The sequence below is a fragment of the Nonomuraea maheshkhaliensis genome, from assembly GCF_039529435.1.
Lineage (GTDB): Bacteria > Actinomycetota > Actinomycetes > Streptosporangiales > Streptosporangiaceae > Nonomuraea > Nonomuraea maheshkhaliensis.
Genome location: NZ_BAAAMU010000002.1, coordinates 1 through 22,254 on the forward strand (window position 1 = coordinate 1; position 22,254 = coordinate 22,254).

Annotated in this window: 21 protein-coding genes; 15 read left to right on the plus strand and 6 right to left on the minus strand. The window is 72.6% G+C overall.

What is annotated here, in order from left to right; all coding sequences use genetic code 11:
- From ABFX54_RS01730 to ABFX54_RS01765, 8 genes are all read left to right on the plus strand, one after another.
- A partial coding sequence (locus tag ABFX54_RS01730; protein WP_346101074.1) for an oxamate carbamoyltransferase subunit AllH family protein occupies positions 1-303 on the plus strand: 303 nt, incomplete at its 5' end.
- Positions 300-1,649 carry an AllF/FdrA family protein gene (locus ABFX54_RS01735; protein WP_346101075.1) on the plus strand — a complete coding sequence of 450 codons (1,350 nt, stop codon included), beginning with the start codon at positions 300-302 and terminating at the stop codon, positions 1,647-1,649. The genes ABFX54_RS01730 and ABFX54_RS01735, both read left to right, overlap by 4 nt.
- Positions 1,650-1,728: 79 nt before the next feature.
- Positions 1,729-3,108 carry a YlbE family protein gene (locus ABFX54_RS01740; protein WP_346101076.1) on the plus strand — a complete coding sequence of 460 codons (1,380 nt, stop codon included), beginning with the start codon at positions 1,729-1,731 and terminating at the stop codon, positions 3,106-3,108.
- A 286-nt stretch (positions 3,109-3,394) separates the two neighbouring features.
- Positions 3,395-5,506 carry a serine/threonine-protein kinase gene (locus tag ABFX54_RS01745; RefSeq protein ID WP_428834480.1) on the plus strand — a complete coding sequence of 704 codons (2,112 nt, stop codon included), beginning with the start codon at positions 3,395-3,397 and terminating at the stop codon, positions 5,504-5,506.
- Positions 5,507-5,547: 41 nt separating this feature from the next.
- On the plus strand, positions 5,548-6,120 hold the full coding sequence (locus ABFX54_RS01750) for a TetR/AcrR family transcriptional regulator (protein WP_346101078.1): 573 nt from the start codon (positions 5,548-5,550) through the stop codon (positions 6,118-6,120).
- 52 nt (positions 6,121-6,172) lie between these two features.
- On the plus strand, positions 6,173-7,420 hold the full coding sequence (locus tag ABFX54_RS01755) for a Cmx/CmrA family chloramphenicol efflux MFS transporter (protein WP_346101079.1): 1,248 nt from the start codon (positions 6,173-6,175) through the stop codon (positions 7,418-7,420).
- Positions 7,417-8,244, plus strand: coding sequence for an MOSC domain-containing protein (locus tag ABFX54_RS01760; protein WP_346101080.1), 828 nt, complete (start codon positions 7,417-7,419; stop codon positions 8,242-8,244). Before ABFX54_RS01755 ends, ABFX54_RS01760 begins: the two co-directional genes overlap by 4 nt.
- Positions 8,245-8,324: 80 nt before the next feature.
- Positions 8,325-9,602 (plus strand): MFS transporter, encoded by a 1,278-nt coding sequence (locus ABFX54_RS01765; protein ID WP_346101081.1) that lies wholly within the window; start codon positions 8,325-8,327, stop codon positions 9,600-9,602.
- Between the two features lie 76 nt (positions 9,603-9,678).
- Here the strand turns inward: ABFX54_RS01765 and ABFX54_RS01770 are convergent, their stop codons facing one another.
- On the minus strand, positions 9,679-11,307 hold the full coding sequence (locus tag ABFX54_RS01770; protein ID WP_428834481.1) for a bifunctional 3'-5' exonuclease/DNA polymerase: 1,629 nt from the start codon (positions 11,305-11,307) through the stop codon (positions 9,679-9,681).
- Between the two features lie 49 nt (positions 11,308-11,356).
- Positions 11,357-12,592 (minus strand): metallophosphoesterase family protein, encoded by a 1,236-nt coding sequence (locus tag ABFX54_RS01775; protein ID WP_346101082.1) that lies wholly within the window; start codon positions 12,590-12,592, stop codon positions 11,357-11,359.
- A gap of 399 nt (positions 12,593-12,991) precedes the next feature.
- Between ABFX54_RS01775 and ABFX54_RS01780 the strand changes: the two genes are divergently transcribed.
- Positions 12,992-13,405, plus strand: a complete 414-nt coding sequence (locus ABFX54_RS01780) for a hypothetical protein (protein WP_346101083.1) — start codon at positions 12,992-12,994, stop codon at positions 13,403-13,405.
- Between the two features lie 88 nt (positions 13,406-13,493).
- Here ABFX54_RS01780 and ABFX54_RS01785 read toward each other — a convergent pair whose 3' ends face one another.
- Positions 13,494-15,182, minus strand: coding sequence for an FAD-binding oxidoreductase (locus tag ABFX54_RS01785; protein ID WP_346101297.1), 1,689 nt, complete (start codon positions 15,180-15,182; stop codon positions 13,494-13,496).
- Between the two features lie 31 nt (positions 15,183-15,213).
- Between ABFX54_RS01785 and ABFX54_RS01790 the strand changes: the two genes are divergently transcribed.
- From ABFX54_RS01790 to ABFX54_RS01810, 5 genes are all read left to right on the plus strand, one after another.
- Positions 15,214-15,723: a TetR/AcrR family transcriptional regulator gene (locus tag ABFX54_RS01790; RefSeq protein ID WP_346101084.1), complete on the plus strand. Its 510-nt coding sequence runs from the start codon at positions 15,214-15,216 to the stop codon at positions 15,721-15,723.
- On the plus strand, positions 15,716-17,212 hold the full coding sequence (locus ABFX54_RS01795) for a glycerol-3-phosphate dehydrogenase/oxidase (protein ID WP_346101085.1): 1,497 nt from the start codon (positions 15,716-15,718) through the stop codon (positions 17,210-17,212). Before ABFX54_RS01790 ends, ABFX54_RS01795 begins: the two co-directional genes overlap by 8 nt.
- Positions 17,213-17,315: 103 nt before the next feature.
- Positions 17,316-18,191: a sucrase ferredoxin gene (locus ABFX54_RS01800; protein ID WP_346101086.1), complete on the plus strand. Its 876-nt coding sequence runs from the start codon at positions 17,316-17,318 to the stop codon at positions 18,189-18,191.
- A 100-nt stretch (positions 18,192-18,291) separates the two neighbouring features.
- Entirely contained in the window at positions 18,292-18,603 is a 312-nt protein-coding gene (locus ABFX54_RS01805; RefSeq protein ID WP_080036407.1) for a WhiB family transcriptional regulator, read from the plus strand.
- Between the two features lie 320 nt (positions 18,604-18,923).
- Positions 18,924-19,574 (plus strand): maleylpyruvate isomerase N-terminal domain-containing protein, encoded by a 651-nt coding sequence (locus ABFX54_RS01810; RefSeq protein WP_346101087.1) that lies wholly within the window; start codon positions 18,924-18,926, stop codon positions 19,572-19,574.
- A 49-nt stretch (positions 19,575-19,623) separates the two neighbouring features.
- Here the strand turns inward: ABFX54_RS01810 and ABFX54_RS01815 are convergent, their stop codons facing one another.
- The gene (locus tag ABFX54_RS01815; protein ID WP_106234268.1) at positions 19,624-19,857 is read right to left on the minus strand and encodes a DUF397 domain-containing protein; all 234 of its coding nucleotides are present in this window, start codon (positions 19,855-19,857) and stop codon (positions 19,624-19,626) included.
- Positions 19,858-19,993: 136 nt separating this feature from the next.
- Positions 19,994-20,875, minus strand: a complete 882-nt coding sequence (locus ABFX54_RS01820; protein ID WP_346101088.1) for a helix-turn-helix domain-containing protein — start codon at positions 20,873-20,875, stop codon at positions 19,994-19,996.
- Positions 20,876-21,004: 129 nt separating this feature from the next.
- Here ABFX54_RS01820 and ABFX54_RS01825 point away from each other — a divergent pair, with 129 nt between their 5' ends.
- Positions 21,005-21,478 carry an ATP-binding protein gene (locus ABFX54_RS01825; RefSeq protein ID WP_346101089.1) on the plus strand — a complete coding sequence of 158 codons (474 nt, stop codon included), beginning with the start codon at positions 21,005-21,007 and terminating at the stop codon, positions 21,476-21,478.
- A gap of 61 nt (positions 21,479-21,539) precedes the next feature.
- Here the strand turns inward: ABFX54_RS01825 and ABFX54_RS01830 are convergent, their stop codons facing one another.
- The gene (locus tag ABFX54_RS01830) at positions 21,540-22,166 is read right to left on the minus strand and encodes a phosphoribosyltransferase (RefSeq protein WP_346101090.1); all 627 of its coding nucleotides are present in this window, start codon (positions 22,164-22,166) and stop codon (positions 21,540-21,542) included.
- Positions 22,167-22,254 lie beyond the last annotated feature (88 nt).

A 22,254-nucleotide genomic window follows, 5' to 3' on the forward strand; every position in this document is an offset into this window, starting at 1 on the left:
CGGCACCTGGCCCGGCGCGCGGGGGCGGGGCGGCCGGTGTGGCTGGCCGGCTGGCTGGCGGCGACCGTCACCTTCGACGCGCGGACGCGGACGACACCGCTGTCCGCCACGCTGCTGCACTGCGCGGCCAGGGGCGAGGCCAGCCCCGAGGTGATCGCGGTGCTGCGCGGCATCGCGGGCAGACAGGCGCTCGAACCGGCCCTGCGCCGGCTGCACCGGCTCGGCCACACCTCGGGCGCCGACCTGGCCCAGGGCGTCGCGATCGGCGTACGGGCCGTGCGGTCGCTGAGCGGGGCCCGATGAACGGCCTGCCCCAGGCGGTGCTCGTACGGAGAGGGACCTACCACGACTCGGTGACGCTGATGCGGGTCAGCCGGGCGCTGTCGGAGCTGCCGGGCGTGCACGCGGCCATGGTCGCCATGGCGACCGAGCTCAACGTGTCGATCCTGCGGGAGATGGGCTTCGGCGTGCCGGAGGCGGAGCCGGGCGACCTCGTGATCGCCGTACGGGCGCGCGACACGGACGCGGCGGTCGAGGAGGCCGACCGGCAGCTGACCGCGGCGCCCCGGCCCGGGGAGACCTCCGACGAGCAGCCGCCGCTGACCACCCGCTCGGCCGCCGCGCGCGGGCCCGCCGATCTCGTCCTGGTCTCGACCCCGGGCGAGTACGCCTTCTTCGAGGCCCTCGACGCCGTCGAGGCCGGCCTGAACGTGATGATCTTCAGCGACGGCGTCCCCGTCGAGCGGGAGCGCCTGCTCAAGGAGCGGGCCGAGGCGAGAGACGTCCTGGTGATGGGCCCCGACTGCGGCACCGCCGTGATCGCGGGCGCGGGCCTGGGCTTCGCGAACGTCCTGGCGCCCGGCCCCGTCGGCGTGGTCGCCGCGTCCGGCACCGGCGCGCAGCAGGTGACGTGCCTGCTCGACCGGGCCGGCACCGGCGTGAGCCACGTGCTCGGCGTGGGCGGCAGGGACCTGTCGGCCGAGGTGGGCGGGCTGTCGGCGCGGCGGGCGCTGCGCCTGCTCGACGACGATCCGGGCACCGAGCTGATCGTGCTGATCTCCAAGCCGCCGGCCCCCGAGGTGGCGCGGGCCATCGAGGAGTTGCCGCTGCGCACGCCGGTGGTGCGGGCCCTGCTCGGCCCGGGCGCGCCCGATCTGACGGAGGCGGCCGAGCAGGCGCTGGGCGCCCTCGGCCGGCCCGTCCCCGAGTGGCCGTCCTGGCCCGCCTGGCACGGCGGCCGGGCCACGCCGGAGCGGATCAAGGGTCTGTACGCCGGTGGCACCCTGAGCGTGGAGGCCGCGGCTGTCGCCGGCACCGGGGACTTCATCGACTTCGGCGACGACGCCTACACCAGGGGCAGGGCGCATCCGATGATCGATCCCGCGCTGCGCGTGGAGGCGCTGGGGCGGGCCGGGGCGACGGACGTGGTGCTCATGGACGTCGTCCTGGGGCACGGCGCCGATCCCGATCCGGCCGCCTCGCTCGCCCATCCGATCGCCCGCAGCCCCGCCACCGTCGTGGTCGCCCTGATCGGCACCGAGGGCGACCCGCAGGACCTGCACCGCCAGGCGGGCGCCTTCCGTGAGGCGGGCGCGGCCGTCTTCCTCTCCAACGCCCAGGCCGCCCGCCACGCCAGGAGCCTCCTGTGACCGTCCCGCCCGGCGGCCAGGCCCTCGCCGTGATCTCCGCGCCCGCCGTCCGGCCCGACCGCCCTGTCAGGAGCACCGTGTGACCTCTTTGCTCGACGCCCCGCCCCGGGTGATCACCGTCGGCGCGGGGCTGCTGGACGAGGCACTGCGCGCGCAGGCCGTGCCGACGACGCCGGTCGCCTGGCGCCCGCCCCTGCCCGGCACCGCGGAAGACCTGGCCACGGTGCTGGCCGACCCGCGCAGGCACGAGGCGAACGAGCGGGCCGTGGCCCGGCTCGTCTCCGCCCGCCCGCACCTGGTGGGCGTGCGGCGGGCGTCCGAGGTGCTCAGCGAGGGCATGTTCCTGCACGCGGGCCCGCCGATCACCTGGGAGCGCGCGTCGGGCCCGATGCGCGGCGCGCTGATCGGCGCGATGCTGCTGGAGGACCTGGCGGCCGACGAGCGCGCCGACGCCGACCGGCTCGCGGCGGGCGCGGTCGAGCTCCGCCCGTGCCACGAGCACGGCGCCGTCGGCCCGATGGCGGGCGTGGTGAGCCCGTCCATGTGGCTGTTCGAGGTACGCGACGACGAGCACGGCGGCACCGCGTACTGCTCGCTGAACGAGGGCCTGGGCAAGGTCCTGCGTTACGGCGCGTACGGGCCCGAGGTGCTGGAGCGGCTGCGCTGGATGGACGCGGTGCTCGGCCCGGCACTGGCGGGCGCGCTGGAGCGCACGGGCCCGATCGACCTGCGCTGGCTGATGGCGCAGGCCCTGCAGATGGGCGACGAGTTGCACAACCGCAACCGGGCCGCCACCTCGCTGCTGCTGCGCGAGCTGGCCCCCGCCGTGGTCGAGGCCGCGCCCTCCGACGCGGCCGCGGTGCTGCGCTTCGTCCACGGCAACGACCACTTCTTCCTCAACGCCGGCATGGCCGCGGCCAAGGCGGCCACGGACGCGGCGCGCGACGTCCCCGGCTCGTCCCTGGTCGTCGCCATGGCGCGGAACGGCACGGACTTCGGCATCCAGGTGTCGGGGCTGGGCGGGCGCTGGTTCACCGGTCCGGCGGGCGTGCCCGACGGGCTCTACCTCGGCTCGTACGGCCCCGCCGACGCCAACCCGGACATCGGTGACTCCACGATCACGGAGACGTCGGGGGTGGGCGGGTTCGCGATGGCGGCGTCACCGGCGATCGTGCGTTTCGTCGGCGGCGAGGTGGCGGACGCGGTGCGGGCCACCCGCTCGATGTACGAGATCACGCTGGCCGAGCATCCGGCGTTCCAGATTCCGGGCCTCGGTTTCCGCGGCACGCCGGTCGGCATCGACGTCGCGCTCGTGGCGCGGACGGGCCTGTTGCCCGTGGTCAACACGGGAATCGCGGGCCGGGTCGCCGGAACGGGGCAGGTCGGGGCGGGGCTGGTCGAGCCGCCGGTGGAGGCGTTCACCAGCGCGCTGCACGCGCTGGCCGAGGCGATTAAGTGATCCTTTTTGAATTCCGACATATCCCCATGTCGGAACCCATGTAAGGCAACATCACCTTCCCTTGCGCATTCGCCGCCGATATCGTAACCATCCTCATAATCTGCAAGTAGCGTGGAAACGCACGTGACGGATGAGGCGAGATGGGGGCGGGAACATGGCAGCCGACCGCTTGCTCAGCGGGCCCGGCTCAGAGGGAGGTGCCACGGGGGGCGCTTCGCAGAGCCAGGGTCGCCTGATCGGCAGGCGCTACCGACTGATGTCGCCCGTCGGCAGAGGCGGCATGGGCATGGTGTGGCACGCTCACGACGTGCTGCTCGACCGGGACGTGGCGGTCAAGGAGCTGATCCTCCCCTACGGCCTCGACCAGGCCGGCAAGCAGGTCGCCCACCGGCGCATGCTGCGCGAGGCCAGGTCGGCCGCGCGGCTGACGCATCCCGGCATCGTGACCGTGCATGACGTCGTCGAGGAGGACGGCCGCCCCTGGATCGTGATGGAGCTGGTCCGGGCCTGGTCACTGGAGCAGGCCGTACGCCAGAGCGGGCCGCTGCCGGTGATCCAGGCCGCCGAGATCGGCATCCGGGTGCTCGACGCGGTGCGGCACGCGCACGCCGCCGGGATCCTGCACCGCGACATCAAGCCGGGCAACGTGCTGCTCACCTCGGACCGGGTGGTGCTGACCGACTTCGGCATCGCGGCCATCGAGGGCGACGTCACGATCACGCAGACCGGGCTGCTCATGGGCTCGCCCGCGTACATCCCGCCTGAGCGCCTGTCCGGCCAGCCGATCACCCAGGCGGCCGACCTGTGGTCGTTCGGGGCCACCCTGTACGCCGCCGTCGAGGGCCGCCCGCCCTACGAGGGGCCTGACCCGGTCGCGGTGCTCGGCTCCGTGCTCACTCAGGACCCGATCACGCCACAGCGGGCCGGGTCGCTGCTGCCGGTGATCGAGGGGCTGCTGCTCAAGGATCCGGCGCGGCGGCTGACCTCGGCCCAGGTCATCGAGATGCTGGAGGCGGTGCTGCGCGCGCACGGCGCCCCGCGCCCCCGTACGCCCGAGACGCTGCCCAGCCAGTCCGACCCCACTCCCGCGGGGCTGCTGCCGCCGCTGGAGACCCCGTCGGGGCCGATGCCCTCACGGATCGTGGAGACGCCCTCCGGTCCGGTACGCGTGCCGTACGACCCGCAGGGCAGCCCGTCGGGCGGCTACTCGATGCCACCCTACGAGGGTCTGACGAGCCCGTCGGCCGGCCACCGCACCGACCAGCTACCGCAGTTGCCGCGCACGCCCGGCGCCCCTTCCGGCCCGCGTCCCGGCACGTACGACTCGCTCGCGAGCAACTCGGGCGGGTACGACTCCCTGGCGAGCTCTTCCGGCCCCTACGACTCTCTTGCCAGTTCCTCCGGCCCGTACGACTCCCTGGCGAGCAACTCGTACGACTCCCTCGCGAGTTCCTCCGGCCCGTACGACTCCCTCGCCAGCACGTCGGGCCCGGCCGGGATGCCCTTCGGCGCTCCCCCCGGCCCCAGGCAGGGCCGGCACCCGGACGACGACCTGGACAGCCCGGCCTGGCCGCGGCCCCAGCCGATCCTGCCGCTGACCAGCGACAGCCGTACCTCCGGCGCCACCCCCTGGCCGCTGGCCTCGCCCGACGACCTGCGCGAGCAGTCGCGCGGCCTGTCGCGCGACATCGGCCGCGACCGCCTGACCACGCTGCCCAGCGCCACCCCCCGCTCGGGCAAGAGCCGGCGCAGGAGCGACGAGGACGACGGCCCCTGGGTGCGCGACGGCCGGCCCACCCCGCTGACGATCATCGGCTCCCTGCTGGCGCTGACCGTCGTCACGGGCGCCGTGCTGATCATCCTGACCGGCGGATCGCCGACGGCGCCCACCGCGCCGGCCGCCGTCGCCACGGGCGCCGCCACGTCGGGCGTCTCGCCCCTGAAGGGCGACGACGGGCCGTCCAGCGCGCCCGAGGGTTACACGATGCACACGGGCGCCGGTTTCGCCGCCGCCGCGCCCGCGAGCTGGAAGCCGGGCGACGACGGCGACAGGTCCACCTTCACCGGGCCGAAGGACTCCGGGATGCGGATCGTCGTGGAGAAGGCCACGCCGCAGTCCGACGGCGGGCTGACGGCGCTGGGCCGGCAGGAGGCGGACGGCGGGCTGGAGAGCTACATCCAGGTGCAGCTCCAGAGCGTGGACTACCGCGACTGGCAGGCCGCCGACTGGGAGTACACCTACACCACGCCCAGCGGCGTCCCCATGCACGCGCTGACCAGGTACGTCTCGATCGACAAGAAGACCGCGTTCAAGATCACGTTCGATCTGCCCGAGCTCAAGTGGGACGACCAGGCCGGCACCCGCGAGGTGTTCCTGAACACGTTCCGGCATGCCTGACGTATTGCACTGACCATTCCAAAACGGGTAGCGTGCCTCTCGTGGCACGACCGAGGAAGTTCGAGGAGACACGGGCGGTCGAGGCGGCCATGCGCGCGTTCTGGGAGGCGGGCTACGAGGGCACCTCGACACAAGACCTGTGCGCCGCGACCGGCCTCGGGCGCAGCAGCATCTACAACACCTTCGCCAGCAAGCACGACCTGTTCGAGAAGGCGCTGCGGCACTACACGGGCTGGCGCAACGCGCAGTTCGCCGAGCTGATGACGGGCGAGGGGCCGGTCAAGGAGAGGATCCGGACGCTCCTGTGGTGGTCGGTCGACCCCGACCCCGACGAACCGGCCGGCTGCCTGGTGATCAACACGCTGGTCGAGCTGGCCCCGCACGACCCGCACATCGCCGAGTTGCTGCGCCGCGACACCGACACCCGGGTCCAGGTCATCAGGTCCGCCCTTGAGACCGCCCGGCTGCGCGGCGAGATCGGCGCGGACAAGGACCCGCTGGCCCTGGCCCACTTCGTCACCGCCACGATCAACGGCCTGGGGGTGGCCGCCAGGGGCGGGGCGAGCCGGGCCGCGCTCGAGTCGATCGCGAACGTCGCGCTGGGCGCGATCTGACTTTCCGCTGCCCTTGTTTTGTACTGATCAATCTAAAATTGAGGAGGTCGCCATGCCGTTGGCGGTCTACATCCTGGGACTCTCCATCTTCGCCCAGGGCACGTCCGAGCTGATGCTGGCCGGGCTGATCCCCGTGCTGTCCGACGATCTGGGTGTCTCCGTGCCGGAGGCGGGGCTGCTGATCTCGGCGTTCGCGATGGGGATGCTGGTGGGCGCGCCGGTGCTGGCCATCGCCACCTCGCGCTGGCCGCGCCGTACGGTGCTGCTGGCGTTCACCGCGATCTTCGTGCTCACCCACGTCGTCGCCGCGCTGACGTCGAGCTACGGCGTGCTGTTCGCCACCCGCGTGGCGGGAGCCTTCGTGTACGCGGGCTTCTGGGCCGTGGCGGCGAGCACCGCGATCGGGCTGGTGCCCGTCAACGCCCGGGCCAGGGCGATGAGCGTGCTGGCCGGCGGGCTGACGGTGGCGACCGTCCTCGGCCTGTCCGCCGGGACGATGATCGGCCAGCACCTGGGCTGGCGGGCGGCCTTCTGGACGGTCGCCGCGATGTCGGCCCTGGCCGGAATCGGCGTCTTCGTCACCATCCCGGGCGGTCGCCCGCGGCCCGCCACGAAGCAGCCCACGACGCCGGGCGCTGTTGCTGATGCCGCTCCCGGCCCGGTCTCCGGGGTCGTCGCCGAGTTGCGGGCGCTGGCCCGGCCCGCGCTCTGGCTGGCGTACGCGACCACCGCCATCACCACGGCCGCCCTCCTGGCCTCGTTCAGCTACCTGAGCGCCCTGCTCATCGGCACCACCGGCCTGGACGCCGCCTGGGTGCCCGCCGTCCTCGCCCTGTACGGCGTGGGCTCGCTGATCGGCATCACCATCGGCGGCCGGATCGCCGACGCGCGCCCCTTCCCCCTCCTGTACGCCGGCATCACCGGCGTCATCCTGACCTCGGCCGCCCTGGCCGTCTCCGCGACCACGGCCCTGATCGCCATCCCGCTGATCTTCCTGCTCGGCGCGTTCGGCTTCGGCACCAACCCCGCGCTGAACGCCCGCCCCTTCGCCCTGGCCAGGAACGCCCCCACGTTGGCCGCGGCGGTGAACGTCTCCGCCTTCAACGTCGGCATCACCGTGGGCCCCTGGCTGGGCGGCCTGGCCATCGGGGCGGGCCTCGGCTACGCCTCGGTGGCCTGGATCGGCGCGGCGATCGGCGTGGCGGCCCTGGGCAGCGTGGTGCTCGCCGCGGCGCTGCACCGCCGGGTTCCGGTCACGCAGGAAACCGCCGGCGCGGGTCCGGTACGGTCGGCCGTATGAGGCTGGCGAGCATCTCCTTCTATCCCGTCAAGTCCACGGCCGGGCACGAGGTCGCCACGGCCGAGGTGGAGCCGTGGGGCCTGGCGGGCGACCGGCGCTACCTCGTCACCGGCGCGGACGGCGAGGTCCTCACCGCCCGCGTGGAGCCGCGCCTGCTGGCCTGCGTCGCCCGGCTCGACGGCGACGCGCTCACCCTGACGGGGCCGCACGCTCCGCCGCTGCCGGTCTCGCCCGCCGCGTGGCGTTCCACCGTGAAGGTGTGGGCCACCCGGGTCGAGCTGACCGACTGCGGCGACGCGGCGGCGGAGTGGCTGAGCGCGCTGGTGGGGCGGCCGGTCCGGCTCAAGTGGCTGGACGACCCCACGCGGCGCCCCGTCAATCCCGCCTACGGCCGCCCCGGCGACCGGGTGAGCCTGGCCGACGGCTATCCGCTGCTGCTCACCTCGTCCGCCTCGCTGTCCCGGCTCAACGACTGGATCGCCGAGACGGCACTGGAGCGGGGCGAGGAGCCGCCCAAGCCGCTGCCCATGCGCAGGTTCCGGCCGAACGTCGTGATCGACGGGGTGATCGACGGGGTGGCGGAGCCGTTCGCCGAGGACGAGTGGAAGCGGCTGCGCATCGGCGAGGTGGACTTCCGGGTGAGCAAGCGGTGCGACCGCTGCGTGATGACCACGGTCGACACCTCCACGTTCACCAAAGGCGTGGAGCCCATCAGGACGCTGGCCCGGTTCCGCCGATGGGAGGGGAAGGTCTGGTTCGGCGTCAACCTGATCCCGGACGGGCCCGGCCGGCTGGCCACGGGTGACCCCGTCACCGTTTTCTAACGAAAAATGCCGCTTTCCCAATAAGAATTCATTCACCGTCCTTTTTGGGGCGATGTTGGGGGTTATGCGAGACTTCACGGGTGACGAGTGCCCCCACGAAGCCCGCAGTCTCCTCCTCTGACCGGATCACCCGCGTCCAGCGGCGCACCCTGATGGTGCTCTCGGCGGCGCAGATCGTCGGCGGAGTGGGGGTGGCCGTCGGGCTCGCGCTCAGCTCGGTCGTCGTCGACGAACTGTCCGGCTCCACGGTGATCAGCGGCTTCGCCGGCACGGCCACCGTGCTCGGCGCGGCGCTGCTGGCCCTGCCCACGGCCAAGGCGTCGGGTCAGGGCGGGCGCCGGGCGGGGCTGTCGCTGGCGTACCTGGCGGCCCTGGCCGGATGCGCGATCTCGGTGCTGGCGATCAGCCTGCGCGCGTGGCCGCTGCTGCTGGCCGGGCTGGTCCTGGTCGGCGGCGGCAGCGCGGCCAGCCTGGCCTCCCGCTACTCCGCCACGGACCTGTCGCCCAAGGACCGCTCGGCCCGGCACCTGTCGCTGGTCGTCTGGGCCTCCACGATCGGCTCCGTGGCCGGTCCGAACCTGGCCAAGCCCGCCGACCAGATCGGCATGCGGCTCGGGCTGGTGGAGAAGGCGGGGCCGTTCGCGTTCGCGGCGCTGGCCTTCGCACTGGCGCTCGTCGTCGTCATCGGCTTCCTCCGCCCCGACCCGCTCAAGCTGGCCCGCGAGCTGAACGGCACCGGTGACCCGGGGCCCGGCCGCAACCGGACGATCAGGACGGCGTGGCTGACCCTGCGCACGACCCCGATGGCCCGCCGCGCCCTGGTCATGATCGCGGTCAGCCACACGGCGATGGTCTCCGTCATGTCCATGACTCCGGTCAAGCTCCACCACGACGGATCGAACCTGGACGTCATCGGCCTCGTGATCAGCCTGCACATCGCCGGCATGTACGTGCTGTCTCCCGTCGTGGGCTGGCTGGCCGACAAGGCGGGCAAGGTGCCGGTGCTGGTGCTCGGCATGGCGCTGCTGCTCAGCGCCGCCGCGCTGGCCGGCACGGCCGGGCACCGGGTGTGGCAGGTCACGGCGGCGCTGGTGCTGCTCGGCCTCGGCTGGTCCTGCGGCCTGGTGGCCGGCTCCGCGCTGGTCTCGGAGTCGGTCCCGCTGGAGGGCCGCCCCGCCGTTCAGGGCCTGTCGGACCTGCTCATGAACGTCTGCGGCGCCACCGGGACGATCGTCGCGGGGGCGATCGTCGGCATGCTGGGCTACGGCATGCTGGGCCTGGTCGTGGGCATCATGGTCGCCGCCGCCGGCCTGTGGCTGACCGCCGTCTGGCGCCGCCCCGCCCCCGACCTCGCCTGACCCCTTGGGCGGCCCTGTGCGTCCGCGTCGTCCGGGCGGGGCGGCCGGTCCGCACTCGTAGCAGAGGGCCGGAGGGTTACTTGGCGTCCGCGTAGGAGGAGACCGCCACCGCCTCCATCGGGAACCGTACCGGCGTCCGCCCGAACAGCAGCCGGCTCGCCTCGGCCGCCGACTCTGTCACCGCCGCCATCACCTCCGCCGCCTGCTCCGCCGGGCAGTGCACCATCACCTCGTCATGCTGGAAGAACACCAGCCGGGCCGGCTCGGGCAGCCGCCCCCGCAGCACCGCGAGCAGCGCCAGGGCCCACTCCGCCGCCGTGCCCTGCACCACGAAGTTGCGGGTGAAGCGCCCCCTGTCTCTGGCCGCGCGCCCGCCCTCAGGGCCGGACACCAGCTCCTTCCACCGCGCCGACGGCGGCGGGCTGGTGCGGCCGAGCCAGGAGCGGACGATCCGGCCCTCCTCCCCCGCCTTGGCCGCGTCCTCCACGAACTGGTACGCCTTCGGGAAACGCTGGCGCATCACGGCCAGCAGTTTGGAGGCGTCGCCGCTGGTGCCGCCGTACATGGCGGACAGCATCGCGATCTTGGCGTTGTCGCGCTCGCCCCCGAACGCCTGCGCCAGCGCCGAGTAGAGGTCGATCTCGCCCGCCGCCCTGGCCAGCCCCACATCGCCGGCCATCGCGGCGAGCACCCTGGGCTCCAGCTGCGCCGCGTCGGCGACGACGAGCACCCACCCGTCGTCGGCCATCACCACGCGCCGCATCACCTTGGGGATCTGCAGCGCCCCTCCCCCGCTGGTGGCCCACCGCCCGGAGACGACACCGCCCACCACGTATTCGGGCCTGAACCGCCCGCCGCGCACCCACTGGTCGGCCCACGCCCACCCGTGCGCGCTGAACAGCCGCGCCAGCTCCTTGTAGGCCAGCAGCGGCGCGACCGCCGGATGATCGATCCGCTTCAGCTCCCACGACCGGGTGGTCTTCAGCGCCACCCCCGCGCTCTTGAACGCCTTGACCAGCTGCTGCACCGAGTCGGGGTTGACCGGATGGGCGAACGCCGCCGCCACCTCGTCGGCCAGCGCCTGCAGCTTGGCCGGGCGCATGCCGTGGACGGGGCGCGGCCCGAGCAGCTCGGTCAGCAGCGCGTCGTGCACGTCCCTGCGCCAGGGCATGCCCGCCTGCGTCATCTCGGCCGCCACCAGCGCGCCCGCCGACTCGGCCGCCACCAGCAGCCGGAACCTGCCGGGCTCGGGCAGCGCGGCGATCCTGGCGAGCTGGCCGGCCAGCACCTCGGCCACCGCCTCCGCGCCGAGCGGCTCGGGCGCGAACAGCGTGCCGGGCGCGTTGGGCTGCTCATCCGGCACGGGCAGGCCGTGCAGCCTGGCGTGGGCGGCCCTGGCCGAGCGGGGCTCGCCGTAGCGGCCCTCGGCGGCCAGCAGCAGCCCCTCGGTGAGGGCGAGGTCGTGGCAGCGCGCCACCCGCACGCCGCGCTCCAGCAGCGGCGGGTACGCCTCCCGCGTGTCGGCCCACACCCACCGGGGCCCTTGCGCCGCCTCGATCTCACGCACGGCTTCGGCCATCCCGCCTGGCCCGCCGCCGAGCACATCACCGGGCACGCCGACACGGCCGCCGGGGGGAGCGTCGGCGGGAAGCCCCGACGTGTCCCCGACCGGCAGCAGCCTCTCCCCCGCGACCACGACGTGCACGAGGTCAAGAGTGCCAAACGCCTCCGACAGAAAGCCCGCCAGGCGCCCGTCAGACGGTCAGCGGGATGCGTACCTCGTCCTCCAGCGGCGGGTCCAGCTCCTGCCCCAGGCACCCCGTGGCCCCGAAGCAGCGCAGGGTGAGCTCCTCGCCGGTGACCGTGACGTGCAGGAACTGCTTGAAGAACGGCGGCGTGTCCCAGTCGGACAGCTCGGACAGGAACCGGTGGAACACCTTGTCCACCGGCAGCCGCAGCGGCCACGGCCAGGCCCCGAGCAGCCGGGCCGCCCACCGCATCCGCCGGGTGATCCGCACGGGCCCGGCCATGGTCCTGACCGGCTCGTTCCTGACGTGCTCCGACGTGATGCAGGCCGCCTCGGACGGCGTCAGGCGGAGCCACTTCATCCGCAGCCGCTTGGCGTAGAGCTGGCTGTAGAAGGACAGCGAGTCGCCGCGCAGCGGGTAGCACCGGAAGTCGTCCTCGTGCACGCCGGCCACGTCCACCCGGCCGATGATGTGGGTGGCGTGCATGAACGCGCCGCCGCCGCCCGTCACGACATACTGGATCACCCTGCCGTCGTCCAGCCTGACCGGGTAGCGCTGGTAGTTGTGCACGTCGCCGCCGATGGCCGCGACGTACCGGTGCGCCGGGTCGCGCACGATGTCGTCGATCGTCCCGCCGCCCTCCAGCCGCGACGGCTTGTAGACGTTGCCGGTGTAGATCGGCTTGCCGGTGACGAGGATCTTCGGCCGCGGGTCGCGCGAGACGCGCCGCAGCCACTCGGTCTGGGCCCGGTCGATCACGTTGCGGATGCCGGTGTCGACGCCCACGACGAGCAGGCTGTCGCTCTCGATCACCCAGTACGGTCCCGGCTGCGCCGCCGGCGGGCTCGCCTGCTGCGACGGCCTGCCCCGCAGCGTGCGCGCCTCGGCCAGCGCGGCCTCGTCGATCGTCTCCGGCTTGCGCCACAGCAGCCCGCGCAGCCCCCGGTCCGGCTTCGGCTTCAGCGGCGGCGCGTCGCAGAAGACCCGCATGAAGCCGCCGAGCCCGTCGTACCAGTCGTGGTTGCCGGGGATGGCGTAGATCGGGGCGTCATAGTCCTGGTACGGACGGAAGAACTTGTCGCCGTATTCGTTGCCCGATCCCGTCGGATAGATCACATCGCTGGCGATGACCGCGAAGGACGTCTTTTCCCCGATTTTCAGCAGGCCCGGAACAACGGCGTACTGCGACGCGTCTCCCTCACCCGTATCGCCCAGCAACAGGAAAGTGAAATCTCTCCCCACCGGCGGCTTGATGCGAAATTCCTGGTCAATCCCCCGCGCTTCCTGCGCCTCCACCCAGCGCGCGCGGACCTGTCCCGAAGGATCACCGAACAAGCCCGCCAGGATCTCGTTGCGCGAGAGCCAGAGCGTTCGTAAATTGAGCCAGGAAAAACCACGACGGTCCGGTCTGAGCTGCGCGAACGCCCCCGTCTGCGCACAGGCCCATCCGGCGCCCTCCTCAGAGATCCGGGACGACGACTGCTTTCCTCGTTCGGCCGCGACTTCCACCATGACCACATCTTTACGGTGATCTACCATTCGCGCATCCTGAACGCTCCGTACCGTAAGGAACACACAAGGTGCGCAATGGTGTAGCCTCACCCCCCAAGCAAGCGGTTGGGACCGCCCAGGGAGGCTCCCATGACCCGTAACGGCCCGGACGACGCGACCCGGAAGGGCACTTCGGAAATGGACGCCATCGTAGGTCTGCTGGCATTCGCCCAGACCCGGCCGCGCTGGAGCGGCAGCGCCGCCCTGGACAGCGCGAGTCAGGCGATCGCCAGGAGCAGGGTGCTGGCGGGAAAGTCCCCCGGCGAGTACACCGAACTGCTCGCCCGCTGCCTGCGCACGACCGCCGGGCTGCAGTTGCGGTGGGGCCGGGCGACGGAGGCGCTGCCGCTCGCGCAGGAGGCGGTGGCCGTCGCCCGCTCGATCGGGGGCGGGCCGCTGGTGCTCGCGCTGGTCTGCCTGGCCCACGCCCTGGAGGCCCTGCACCGCTACAGCGAGGCCGCCGCCACCATGGCCGAGGCCGAGCGGATCCCCCGCACCGACTGACCCGCGCCCGGAGGCGGGTCGCCGGCGCGGGGTTCCGGACGCGGCCAGTCGCGGACGCGGGGGTGCGCGGGGGTGCGCGGGCGCGGGACTACCGCGGCGGGGGGATGAGGGCGCCGGGGTTGAGGATGCCGGCCGGGTCGAGCTCGGCCTTGACCGCGCGCAGGACGGCCGCGCCGAGCGGGCCGATCTCGGCGCCGTACGCGTCGCGGTGGTCGCGGCCCACGCCGTGGTGGTGGGTGATGGTGCCGCCCGCCTCGACGATGGCCGCGTTCACCGCCGTCTTGGCGCGCTCCCACTGCGCGACGGGGTCGGCGTCCTGCGGGGTGACGACGGTGAAGTACAGCGAGGCGCCGGTCTCGTACACGTGCGAGACGTGGCACATGACGAGGGGCTGGGACGCCCGGTCCAGCGCGCCGAGCAGCGCGAGCCTGACCGCGTCGTAGAGCCGGGGCAGGTTCGACCAGAACCCGGCCGTCTCCAGCGTCTCCACGGTGGCGCCGGCGGCGAGCAGAGAGTCGCGCAGGTACGGCGCGGAGAAGCGGCCGCGCTCCCACGCCCGGCCCGGCTCCGGCCCGAGCGGCTCCCCGCCCATGCGCGCCAGCACCGCCGACGCGGCGGCGTGCCGCGCCCCGATCACCGCCCCCTCGTACCCGGCGATCAGCAGACACCCGGAGCCACCCGAACTCCCCGAGCCGCCGGAACCACCCGAGCCATCGGAACCGCCCGAGCCGCCCGAGCCGATCGAGTCCGGCTTGGCCAGGCCGATCAGGGTCTCGGTCTCGTCGGACAGCCGGAGCACCGCCGGCAGCGGCCCCTCCTGGGCGAGCGTCCGTACGGCGGCCGAGCCGGCCGTGAACGACGGGAACCGCCAGCCCTCGTAGCGGCGCTCGGCCGGCGCCCGCCGCACGCGCAGCCGCAGCGACGTGATGACCCCGAAGGCGCCCTCCGAGCCGAGCACGAGCTGGCGCAGGTCGGGCCCGGCCGCCGACCTGGGCGCCCGGCCGAGGTCGAGCGTGCCCGACGGGGTGGCCAGGGTGAGGCCGACGACCATGTCGTCGAAGCGGCCGTACCCGGCGGAGGCCTGCCCGCTGGACCGGGCCGCGGCGAACCCGCCGAGCGTGGCGTACTCGTACGACTGGGGGAAGTGTCCGAGCGTCAGCCCGTGCCCGGCCAGCAGCCGCTCGGCGTCGGGAGCCCGCACCCCTGGCTCGAACTCGGCCACCATCGACTCGGCGTCCACCGACCGCAGCCGGTCGAGCCGCCCCAGGTCGAGCGCGACCACCCCGGCGAAACCGGACCCCGCGGCCGAGCGCCCCGCCTGGCGCTCGGCGGAGCGCGCGGCGGAGCGCTCGATGGAGCGCTCGACGGCGAGCCCGCCGACGACTGAGGTGCCGCCGCCGAAGGGCACGACCGCGATCCGCTCCCGCGAGCAGAGCCGCAGCAGCTCGGCCACCTCTTCGTGCGAGCCGGGCAGCACGACCGCGTCGGGCGCGGCCGAGCCGTCGCCGGCGCGCATGAGCAGCAGGTCGGGGGTGGACTTGCCGCGCGTGTGCCTGACCCGGTCCTCGTGGCCGGTGCGCACGTTCGCGGCTCCGGCGATCTTCGCGAGCGCCGTGAGCAGCGGCTCGGGCAGTGCGACCGGCGCGAGCCGCACCGACTCAAGGGCGGCGGCGGGGGTGGCGGGCGCGCGTACGCCGAGCAGGTCGCGCAGCAGCCCCCGGACGCTCTCGGGCAGCTCGCGCGCCTGGGCGGGGTCGCCCCAGCCGGACCACAGCATCGGTTCTCCAGTCACGCATACACTGTGACACATGACGTCGATTCGTCACAACGATGAGATTCTGGACGCGGCCCGCGACTGCGTGCTCGCCTACGGCGTGCGCAGGACGACGCTCACGGACGTGGCGCGCAGGGCCGGGGTGTCGCGGATGACGCTCTACCGCCGCTGGCCCGACGTGCGCACGCTGGTGGCCGATGTGATGACCAGGGAATGGGTACGGGTGGTCGAGGGGCTCGACACCTCCGACCCGGTACGCGCGGTCGTGGCGGGCGTCAGGGGGCTGCGCGGGCACCCGCTGTGGCGCAAGATCGTGGAGGCGGACCCTGAACTGCTCGTGCCGTATCTGCTCGACCGGCGCGGCGCCACCCACGAGGCGGTGCTGGAGGTGCTGGAGCCGGTCGTCGGCGACGCGCGCAGGGCCAGGGCGGTGCTGCTGGTCGCCCAGTCGTTCCTGCTGTCCGCCCCGACCATGCTCGACCCCGTGACGCTCGACGAGCTCGACGACGAGCTCGCCGCCCTGCTGGAGGCCTATCTTGGATAGCTCGCTGAACGCCGCCAGACGATCCCGTGAGCTGCGCCGGGTCGCCGAGGAACGGGTGGACGTGCTGGTGGTGGGGCTGGGCGCGACGGGCGCGGGCGCCGCGCTCGATGCCGCCTCACGGGGGTTGAGCGTAGCGGCGATCGACGCGCACGACCTGGCTTTCGGCACGTCCAGGTGGAGCTCCAAGATGGCGCACGGCGGGCTGCGCTACCTGGCCAAGGGTCAGGTGGACGTCGCGTACGAGAGCGCGGTCGAGCGCGGGATCCTGCTCCGCAGGACGGCTCCGCACCTGGTGAAGGCGCATCCGTACATGCTGCCGCTGACCCGGGCGGTGTCGCGCAGGCAGGCGGCGCTGGTGATGGCCGGCTACTGGATGGGCGACGGGCTGCGGGCCGCCGCGCGCACGTCCCGCCGCCTCCTGCCCGGCCCGTCGCGGCTGAGCGCGGCCCGCGCCCGCACGCTGTCGCCCGTGCTGGCCCCTGACGGGCTGCGCGGCGCGCTGCTGTCGTGGGACGGGCGGCTGCTCGACGACGCCCGCCTGGTGGTGGCGATCGCGCGGACCGCCGCAGGGCACGGCACCCGCGTGCTGACCAGGTGCCGCGCGCTGCGGCTCACCGGTACGGGCGCGGACGTGCGCGACGAGCTGACCGGCGAGGAGTTCACGATCCGGGCCAGGGTGGTGATCAACGCCACCGGGGTGTGGGCGGGCACCCTCGACCCGGCGGTGGAGCTGCGCCCGTCCCGCGGCACGCACCTGGTGCTCGAACCGGGCACGCTGCCGGGGCAGATCGCGGGCATGCACCTGCCGATCCTCGGCGAGAGCAACCGGTTCGCGCTCGTGCTGCCGCAGCGCGACGGCCGCGTCCACGTCGGGCTCACGGACGAGCCGCTGGAGGGGCCGATCCCCGACGTGCCCGAGGCGCCCGAGAAGGACGTCAGAGCGCTCCTGGAGGTGCTGAACGGGGTTCTTGAGACTCCGGTGACCAGAGAGGCGGTCGCGGGCGTCTACGCGGGCCTCAGGCCGCTTCTGGCGGCCGACGGGCGGACGGCCGACCTGTCCCGGCGGCACGCGGTGCTCACGGACGGCGGCGTGGTGACCGTCGTGGGAGGCAAGTTGACGACATATCGGCGCATGGCCGAGGACGCGGTGGATCGAGCGATCTCGTACGGGAACCTCCGGGCCGGGCGGTGCCGTACCCGCAAGATCCCGCTCGCGGGCGCGGGCCCGGTGCCGTCGGGGGCGCCGGCGCGCCTGGCCGAGCGCTACGGCGCGGAGGCCGCGGCCGTCCAGCAGCTCGTCAAGGAGCATCCGGAGGAGGTCGGGCTCGGCCTCACCGAGGGCGACCTGCTCTGGTCGGCGCTGCACGAGGGGGCGCTCGACGAGGGCGACCTGCTCGACAGGCGCACCAGGATCGGCCTGGTCCCACGGGACAGGGACCGCGCCCTGTCGGCGACACGGGCCGTACTTGATCGGATCTCGTCCGCCTGACCCATCCGATCCGTTAGGTTAGTCTTACCTAAGTCGGATCGGGGAAAGGACAGGCACGTTGGCGAGGGGCTGCGAGCATCCGGCGGGATGCCACACAGGGGAGGTGCCCACGCTGGCGAGTGCCACCGTGGGAGCCAGGCTGTGGCTGCTCATCGAATACACCGGAGCCTGGCCTTCGCGCCTGGAAACGCTCGAACTTCCGGGAAAAATCTCAGAACTCGTCCGCCGGGCGCTCGAACGCGGTATCCGGCCCCAGCTGATCCGCCGTCCAGGGAGGCGAACCCGCCCGCAGGAGCAGGGGATCCGTGTGCTAGTGGCCCACGCGGCGGGGCCGAACCCCTGGCTGGCCTCGGGTGTCGTCGCAGGTCCCGACGATCTTGACCTGGACGCGCTGGTGGCGGGAGTGGTCCCGGAGTCCTGCATACTTGAAGACGAGCCGGTATTTCTGGTCTGCACGCACGCCAAGCGCAATGTGTGCTGCGCCCGCATTGGACTACCCCTCGCTCGGTCACTGGCGGAAAACCTGCCGGACAGAGTATGGGAAACGTCACACGTTGGCGGCGATCGGTACGCCGCCAACCTCGTGTGCTTGCCACACGGAATTTTCTACGGCAGCATGTCTCAGGCTGCTGCGTTGGCAGCGGCTAACGCGTACCGGTCGGGCGAGGTCATTCTCGACCGCTACCGGGGACGCGCAGGCATCCCTGAGCCATTGCAGGCCGTCGAGCACTTCGCCCGAGCCCATACGGGAGAGTGCTCCGTCGGCGCGGTGGCCGTGGAATCCTCCAGGACGGACGGCGACGTCACCGAAGCCATTGTGCGCATCGGCGACGTCCGGCTCCAGGTTGTGGTCGAGCCATCGGCGTTCACGGCGCCGTGTGGCACCGCTTCGGCTTGCGCCGAGACGATCACCACCTACCGGCTGGTTTCGCTGGACAGGCTCACGCCTGTGCGGTATGCCACGCCCGCTCTCGCCTGAACAGGGAACATCACGGCCCTACGTTGCGTTGGAACAGTGACGCCAAAAGCGTCCAATGCGGCTCAATTACCGAAATACCTCTCACGAAGGTGGTTTTCTCATGTCTCAGGTACGTCGGCAGCTCGCCCGCCCGCGCCCCAGCTGGGGTTGGCAGGATGATGCCGCGTGCCGGGGTGAGGACCTCGTGCTCTTCTTCGGCCCCGACGGGGAGCGGCAGCCCGAGCGTGACGTACGAGAGCGGAAGGCCAAGGCGATCTGCGCCCAGTGCCCTGTCCGCAACGAGTGCCTTGATTACGCGCTCTCCCGGCCGGAGAAGTACGGCACGTGGGGCGGTCTCAACGAGGACGAGCGGGCGAGCGAGCGTCGCCGTCGCATGCGCCGCGCGGCCAGCGCCGGCATCTCCGCCGCCTGACACACCCGGCAGCGTCACCATCGCGTGATCACGCAGTTGTCCCGATGAACCAGAGCCTGGCCAGCCAAGCGCAGGCTCTGGCGAACCCGGTCGGGGCAACTGCCTGATCAGGCGACCACAGCCAGAAACCCCCCGGCTCGAGCGGGGGCAGTACATGAAACGGACCGCGGGCGCCAGCCGCGGTCCGAAGTCATTTCCGGGCTCATCGCCGCGCGTGTTTCGCCAGGCGCCGGCGAGTCCCTTCGCGGGAACGTCTTCGCACGGGCCCCCGGCTCCGGCTCGCCACGGGTCGCGCGAGGCGTGCCGCTAGGGTGCCTGACATGTCGGCATCTGATACCGCACCCGTGACCGCGGACGACCTGGACGAGATCGTGGGTCTGGCCGTCGCGGTCCTCGCGGACACCACCGAGCCCGCCTGGAACGCCAAGGCGGGCGACCTCGAATGGACCTGCTGGGAGACCGCCGAGCACCTGGCCGACGACCTGTTCGCCTACGCCGTCCAGCTCGGCCTCACCACGGGGCCGCTGGACGTCTATGTCCCCTTCGCCGCCCAGAGCCGCCGCTCCGGCGGGCCGCGCAACTCCGTGCACGCCGACCGGGCCTCGGGCGTCACCGGGCTGATGCAGGTGCTGCAGTCGAGCGGCGCGCTGCTGAGCGCGATGGTGCGCACGGCGCCTCCACACGCGCGCGCCCACCACGTCTTCGGGCCGGCGGACGCTGAGTCCTCGGCCGCGATGGGCCTGGTGGAGACCCTGGTGCACACCCACGACCTGGCTCAGGGCCTGGGGCTCGGCTGGGATCCGCCAGGAGAGATCTGCGCGCGGGTGCTGAACCGTCTCTTCCCCGATGCCCCGCGCGACACCGAGCCATGGGCCACGCTGCTGTGGGCCACGGGCCGCGCCGAGCTCGCCGGGCGTCCGCGCCTGACCCGGTGGCGCTGGCACAACGAACCGCCGTCACCGACTCCGTGACCGAAACCCGTCGCCGATACGACCGTAACCAGGCTACGGCGTCGCCGCGTCAGACGATGAGGTCGTCGAACTCCCCGTCCTTGGCCCCCAGGACGAACGCGGTGATCTCGGCCTGGGTGTAGACCAGGGCGGGCCCTTCGGGGAAGCGTGAGTTGCGCATGGCGATCTCCCCGGTGGGCAGGTTCGCGACCTCGACGCAGTTCCCGTTCGGATTGCTCCGCTTGCTCTTGCGCCAGACGACGGGAAGGCGGCCGGCGGACGTTCCGTTGTGGAACTCATGCATGGGGACGGCTCCTCGCGATCTTACGGATGCACGTGCATCCGCGTTTGCGAGCTGACAATACGGCAGCACGGAGAGCTCCATATACCGGACGACCAAAAATCACGGTATGGAGTGGATCACAGGGATATACGGGAGCTCATCCAGAGATGAGCCGCTCCAGGAAGCGCCTGGTCGCCTTCGGCTCCTCCGCCTGGATGCTGAGCCGGTCCATGACCTCCATGTACTGGTCGGAGTCGGCGGATTTGTCCAGGTAGAGGGCGCTGGTGAGCTGCTCCATGTAGACGACGTCGGGCAACTCCCGCTCGGGGAAGCGCAGGATGCTGAACGGCCCGCCGGCCGCCGCGTGACCACCGCGGTCGAACGGCATGATCTGCACCGTGATGTTCCGCTCGGCCGTCATGTCGAGCAGGTGGGCGATCTGCCCGCGCATCGTCTCCGGGCCGCCCAGGGTGCGGCGCACGACGGCCTCGTCGATCACCGCCCAGATCGTCAGGCCGCTCTCCAGCCGCTTCTGCCGCGTCGTGCGCAGCGTCACCCGGCGGTCCAGCTCGGCCCTGGACGCCTTCTCGTGGGCCAGCTCGATCACCGCCCTGGCGTAGGCGGGGGTCTGCAGCAGGCCGGGGACGAACTGGTTCTCGTACGTACGGATGCTGGACGCGGCCCCCTCCAGGCCGATGTAGACCTCGAACCAGGAGGGCAGCAGGTCGCCGTACTGGTGCCACCAGCCAGGGGCGTTGGCCTGTTTGGCCAGGGCGAGCAGGGGCTCGCGCTCGGCCGGGTCGGTGACGCCGTAGAGGGTCAGCAGGTCGGCCACGTCGCGCTGCTTGAAGCTGACCTGGCCGAGCTCCAGCCGGCTGATCTTCGCGTGGGATGCGCGAATCGAGTATCCGGCGTCCTCGCGCGAGATACCCTGCTCCGTACGGAGCCTGCGCAGTTGGGTCCCGAGCAGGATCCGCAGCACTGTCGGGCTTCCCGGCGAATGGCGGAGAAGCTGCCCTTCCGCGCTCTGTGCGCTCACTGCACCGCTCCTAGGTCATCTGCACGTGCAGATGCGATTCGCATCCGTAAACTATGAAAAGTCTTGCATCGGTAAGCGCTCCCCGTAAAGATGGGCATTGGATCACCAGACCGCGCTTCGGGGGCCAGAATGACGACTTTCGACGCTCGGCCGCAAGCCGCCACCGGCACCCGGCCACCAGGATGGCTGTCGCCCATTCTGGTGGAAGGACGCGCCGGGGAGTGTGATGCCGTCTTCCCCTTCCACCAGCGCACCGCACTCGAACCCGCCTGCGTGGCCATGGCGCGGCGCTTCGTCGACCAGACGCTCGGCTCCTGGGGGGCGCTCGACCTGGCCTTCGACACCCAGCTCGTGGTCTCCGAGCTGGTGACCAACGCGATGCGGCACGGCGGCGGCGCCGCGCAGTTACGGCTGGTCTCGCACGAGGCGCAGCTCGCGTGCGTGGTGACCGACCACAGCCGGACCGTCCCCGTGACCTCGGCACCCGACGTGTTCTCCGAGTACGGGCGCGGGCTGCGACTGGTGGACGCCCTCTGCACGACGTGGGGGTGGCTCTCCCCCGGCGGCTCGCACAAGCTCGTCTGGGCCGTCATCGCCGGCTGACCCGCACGAGAAGGCCCGGTCCCGGGAGCCCAAGTCCCGAAAAGCCTTCGTCGCGGGAGCCTCAGGTCCTGTCCAGCAGGCGCAGGACGTCGGCGTCGGTGAGCTGTTCGAAGTGGTCGTACCACTGGCCGACCGCCCTGAAGTCGATCGGCGTGAGCAGCACCACCACCTCGTCGGCCTCCGCGCGCAGCGACTCGACGGTCTCCGTGGCCCCGACGGGGACGGCCAGCGTCACCTTCGCCGGCCGGGCCCTGGCGACCGCCCGCAGCGCCGCCCGCGCGGTGCCGCCCGTGGCCAGGCCGTCGTCCACCACGATCACCTCCCGGCCTTCGAGCGGGGGCAGCGGCCGGTCGCCGCGATAGGCGCGGACCCGGCGGGCCAGCTCGCGCCGTTCGTGCTCCACCACGTGCGCCACGGACTCGGGCGTCAGGCCCAGGCGGTTCAGCAGCGTCAGGTCGAACACCGGCTCGCCGCCCTCGGCTATCGCCCCGACACCCAGCTCGGGCGTCGGGGGATAGCCGATCTTCCTGGTCACCAGCACGTCGAGCGGCGCGCCGAGGGCCCGCGCGATGGGCGCGGCCACCGCCACGCCGCCGCGCGGCAGGGCCAGGATCACGGGGTCGTGCGCGTCCTGCAGCCGTTCGGCCAGCAGGGCCCCCGCTTCGGCCCGGTCCGCGAAGTACTCCATCAAACTCTCCCGAGGGGACTATCGCCTTCGGGCGACGGGGCAATCGGAAGCGGGAGGACCGTCAAGGTCCGAACGTGCAGTGACTTGT

Excerpts from the sequence above, each read along its gene's own strand:
- ABFX54_RS01830 (WP_346101090.1), bottom strand. The coding sequence starts at position 22,166 with ATGGAGTACTTCGCGGACCGGGCCGAAGCGGGGGCCCTGCTGGCCGAA.
- ABFX54_RS01815 (WP_106234268.1), bottom strand. The coding sequence starts at position 19,857 with ATGCATGAGTTCCACAACGGAACGTCCGCCGGCCGCCTTCCCGTCGTC.
- ABFX54_RS01745 (WP_428834480.1), top strand. The coding sequence starts at position 3,395 with ATGGTGTGGCACGCTCACGACGTGCTGCTCGACCGGGACGTGGCGGTC.
- ABFX54_RS01735 (WP_346101075.1), top strand. The coding sequence starts at position 300 with ATGAACGGCCTGCCCCAGGCGGTGCTCGTACGGAGAGGGACCTACCAC.
- ABFX54_RS01755 (WP_346101079.1), top strand. The coding sequence starts at position 6,173 with ATGCCGTTGGCGGTCTACATCCTGGGACTCTCCATCTTCGCCCAGGGC.
- ABFX54_RS01825 (WP_346101089.1), top strand. The coding sequence starts at position 21,005 with ATGACGACTTTCGACGCTCGGCCGCAAGCCGCCACCGGCACCCGGCCA.
- ABFX54_RS01760 (WP_346101080.1), top strand. The coding sequence starts at position 7,417 with ATGAGGCTGGCGAGCATCTCCTTCTATCCCGTCAAGTCCACGGCCGGG.
- ABFX54_RS01780 (WP_346101083.1), top strand. The coding sequence starts at position 12,992 with ATGACCCGTAACGGCCCGGACGACGCGACCCGGAAGGGCACTTCGGAA.
- ABFX54_RS01790 (WP_346101084.1), top strand. The coding sequence starts at position 15,214 with ATGACGTCGATTCGTCACAACGATGAGATTCTGGACGCGGCCCGCGAC.
- ABFX54_RS01810 (WP_346101087.1), top strand. The coding sequence starts at position 18,924 with ATGTCGGCATCTGATACCGCACCCGTGACCGCGGACGACCTGGACGAG.
- ABFX54_RS01785 (WP_346101297.1), bottom strand. The coding sequence starts at position 15,182 with ATGCTGTGGTCCGGCTGGGGCGACCCCGCCCAGGCGCGCGAGCTGCCC.
- ABFX54_RS01805 (WP_080036407.1), top strand. The coding sequence starts at position 18,292 with ATGTCTCAGGTACGTCGGCAGCTCGCCCGCCCGCGCCCCAGCTGGGGT.